Annotated in this window: 3 protein-coding genes; 1 reads left to right on the top strand and 2 read right to left on the bottom strand. The window is 60.4% G+C overall.

Going from position 1 to position 3,456, the window contains the following annotated elements:
* Positions 1 to 193: 193 nt before the first annotated feature.
* Complete coding sequence (locus BQ17_RS00110; RefSeq protein ID WP_089723730.1) at positions 194 to 505, bottom strand: cupin domain-containing protein; 312 nt, start codon at positions 503 to 505, stop codon at positions 194 to 196.
* Positions 506 to 586: 81 nt separating this feature from the next.
* Here BQ17_RS00110 and BQ17_RS00105 point away from each other — a divergent pair, with 81 nt between their 5' ends.
* The gene (locus BQ17_RS00105) at positions 587 to 1,585 is read left to right on the top strand and encodes a zinc-dependent alcohol dehydrogenase family protein (RefSeq protein WP_089723729.1); all 999 of its coding nucleotides are present in this window, start codon (positions 587 to 589) and stop codon (positions 1,583 to 1,585) included.
* 122 nt (positions 1,586 to 1,707) lie between these two features.
* Here the strand turns inward: BQ17_RS00105 and urtA are convergent, their stop codons facing one another.
* Positions 1,708 to 2,940, bottom strand: a complete 1,233-nt coding sequence (gene urtA, locus BQ17_RS00100; protein WP_089723728.1) for an urea ABC transporter substrate-binding protein — start codon at positions 2,938 to 2,940, stop codon at positions 1,708 to 1,710.
* Positions 2,941 to 3,456 lie beyond the last annotated feature (516 nt).

Here is a 3,456-nt window from a genome sequence, read left to right as displayed (position 1 = left end):
ATCCGTGTTCATCCGTGGTTCTGTTTCCGGTTGTTATCTGCACTAACCAACGGTTTTCACAGGCTAGATAGCCGCAACATCCCAGCGGTCTGCACCGCGGACCCGACAAATAATCAGATGGTCGGCGTAGGGTCCGCTGCGCGGACCTTCCGATCAGGATTGCTTCCGACACTATCAAGCAGAGCCGGCCCCATCATGTGGTCCGTATCGCGTCCAGGCTGACCACGGGTTCGTCCCCTACCACTTCCGCACTATGGAGGACATGTTTCGGAACCGCCAGCAAGTCACCTGCCTCCAATATCGCGCTGCCCCCTTGCAAATCCATGCGGAAACGCCCTGAGAGAACGCCGTCGATCTTGTCGACCCCGTGGTCGTGCTCCGGGAAGTGCGTCCCCGGAGGATAGACGTACTTGCTGACGGTGCAGCCGCGGGCCTGGAGCTTACGGCGCATGTTGGCCTCGGTGAGCTCGCCGTCGCGCGCCGGATCCCAGTGTTCGATTTGCATAGTGTTTCTCCTGGTCGGAATATTGCCTGTCGAGGTTCAAGGGGCGCTACCCATGAAAGCATAGGCGACGGAGGCAAGACAATGAAAGTGATCGAAATGCGCAAAACCGGCGAACCTGAGGTCCTGACCCTGACCGAACGGGCGGTACCGGCGCTCTCCTCACCCACCGGCCTGTTGGTACGCCTGAAGGCAGCCGGGATCAATCCTGTCGATACCAAGCTCCGCGCGCGCGGGGTGTTGGTGCCGGACGGTCTGCCGGCGGTGCTCGGTTGCGACGGTGCCGGGGTGGTGGAGGCCGTCGGTGAGCGGGTCTCGCGCTTCAAGCCTGGCGACCCGGTCTGGTTCTGTCACGGCGGTCTCGGCGGACCCGAGGGTAACTATGCGGAGTATGCCTTGGTGGACGAGGGCATCGCCCAGCCGAAGCCCCGTACCCTCGACTTTATCCACGCCGCCGCGGCCCCCCTGGTCTTGATCACGGCCTGGGAGGCCCTCTACGATCATGCCGACCTGGCTGAAGGCAAGCGAGTGCTGATTCATGCCGGCGCCGGGGGGGTCGGGCATGTGGCGATCCAGCTAGCGCGGCTGGCCGGTGCCCGAGTATGCACTACGGTCAGCAATCCACGGAAGGCGGAACTGGTACGGGCGCTCGGTGCCGAATGCGTGATCAACTACCAGGAGGAAGACCTGGTCGCAGCGGTCATGGATTGGACCGGGGGTAAGGGCATGGACATGGCACTCGACACCGTCGGGCCGGCGGTCTTCGCCCAAACCGTACCGGCCATGGCCTACCGCGGTAACCTGGTTACCATCCTGCAGCCAGGCCCGGATCAGGACTGGAAGGAGGTCCGCGGCCGCAATCTGCGTATCAGCTTCGAGTGGATGTTGGCACCGATGCTGCGCGAACAGCCCGCTGCGCGCGCACACCAAGGGGAGATCCTGCGCCGCTGCGCCCAGTGGATCGACTCCGGCGAGCTCCGCATCCAGGTCTCCGAGACCTTTCCGCTCGAGCAGGTCGCCGTCGCCCATAATCGTATCGAGGCGGGCCATACCGAGGGTAAGTTGGTGCTTACCATGGAGTAGGGTGGGCTGTGCCCACCGGATAGGCGTAGGGTAGGTTGTGCCCGCCGGGCAGGCACAATACTTGGTGGGCACAGCCCACCCTACGGGTCCGGTTCGCCGAATCGCTCTTGAATGGACGCAACTCAATCCTTGGTGACGTCCTGTTTGGAACCGGAGAGGAACTTGGACCAGGGGTCACCCGGAATCTCCTTCTCCGTCCGCCAGACGACCTCGAATTGGCCGTCTTCCTGGATCTCGCCGATCAAGACCGGTTTGGTGATGTGGTGGTTCTCCAGCATTTTGGCCTTGCCACCGGTGAGATTCGACGTCTGCAACCCGATGATGGCCTTGGTAACCTTGTCGGTCTCGGTGCTGCCGGCCTTTTCCACCGCCTTCACCCAGAGGTCGAAGCCGATGTAGTGGGCCTCCATCGGGTCGTTGGTGACGCGCTTCTTGTCTTTGATGAACTTGTGCCAGGTAGCGATGAACTTCCGGTTGGCCGGGTCGTCCACGCTCATGAAGTAGTTCCAGGCGGCTAAGTGGCCTACCAACGGTTTGGTGTCGATTCCGGACAGCTCCTGCTCACCGACCGAGAAGGCCATCACCGGGATGTCTTCCGCGGAGATGCCTTGGTTTGCGAGCTCCTTGTAAAAGGGCACGTTGGCATCGCCGTTGATGGTGGAGATCACCGCCGTCTGTTTACCCTTGGCCCCGAACTTCTTGATGTCGGCAACGATGGACTGCCAATCGGAGTGACCGAAGGGGGTGTAGCTGATCATGATGTCCTCTTCGGCTACGCCCTTTTGTTTCAGATAGGCCTCGAGGATCTTGTTGGTGGTGCGCGGGTAGACATAGTCGGTACCCGCCAGTACCCAACGCTTCACGCCTACTTCCTTCATCAGGTAGTCAACCGCCGGGATGGCCTGCTGGTTGGGCGCGGCACCCGTGTAGAAGACGTTCTTGGAGGACTCCTCGCCCTCGTACTGGACCGGATAGAAGAGCAGGCCATTGAGTTCTTCGAACACCGGGAGCACGGATTTGCGGGAGACCGAGGTCCAACAGCCGAATACCACCGCGACCTTCTCCTGCTCGAGCAGCTCACGGGCCTTTTCGGCGAACAGGGGCCAATCGGAGGCCGGGTCCACGACCACCGGCTTCAGCTGCTTGCCCAGCACGCCGCCCTGCTTGTTTTGCTCGTCGATGAGCATCAGCATGGTGTCCTTCAAGGTGGTCTCGCTGATGGCCATGGTCCCGGACAGCGAGTGGAGGATGCCCACCTTGATGGTATCCGCCGCCGTCAGGGCACCGGATAGGCAGAGTCCGATAGCGGCACCTAGACCGACGAGCGATTGCTTGATGAGGCTGTGTTTTCGCATAGGTTCTACTCCTGCATGATTGATCCTACTCGAGGTTACGATGGAACACTCGGCCACCGGCGTCTGCGCCTGCGTCCCTCGCGCCGACGCAAAATACCGAAATCTCCGGCGTAGAACAAGGATATCCGAATCTCATAATAAGTAAAATTTATGATAAACGCTATAAAACTGTTTTGACGCCTTCATGGGTATATCATTATCTTCTTACCTCTTAAGCGGCAGGTCCCGGCTGGGACGAGGGTCTTAGGGACTCGGATCGAATCGCGTAACCTGACTTCAGGGACGGGACGGCAGGCTGGCCGCAATGTCTAAGAGGCTGTCTAAAAATTAAGATACTAATTTTAGGACATAAAATCTGTAAATTCCGCGCTCGTTCCCACGCTCCAGCGTGGGAACGCCGTTGTGTCCGCTCCCACGGACTCAGCTCCTCGATGCTGACTCGGCGTTGGCGGTTAGCCTACCGAGGCGCTTAATCGACGCTGGAGCGTCAGATCCCTCCTCCGTCGGGACCAGGTC

Source organism: Candidatus Thiosymbion oneisti, from assembly GCF_900092655.1.
In the GTDB taxonomy this organism is placed as follows: domain Bacteria; phylum Pseudomonadota; class Gammaproteobacteria; order Chromatiales; family Chromatiaceae; genus Thiosymbion; species Thiosymbion oneisti.
This window is presented reverse-complemented; position numbering and strand designations above follow the sequence as displayed.

Coding starts and splice junctions, on each gene's coding strand:
- BQ17_RS00110 (WP_089723730.1), bottom strand. CDS start 505: ATGCAAATCGAACACTGGGATCCGGCGCGCGACGGCGAGCTCACCGAG.
- BQ17_RS00105 (WP_089723729.1), top strand. CDS start 587: ATGAAAGTGATCGAAATGCGCAAAACCGGCGAACCTGAGGTCCTGACC.
- urtA (WP_089723728.1), bottom strand. CDS start 2,940: ATGCGAAAACACAGCCTCATCAAGCAATCGCTCGTCGGTCTAGGTGCC.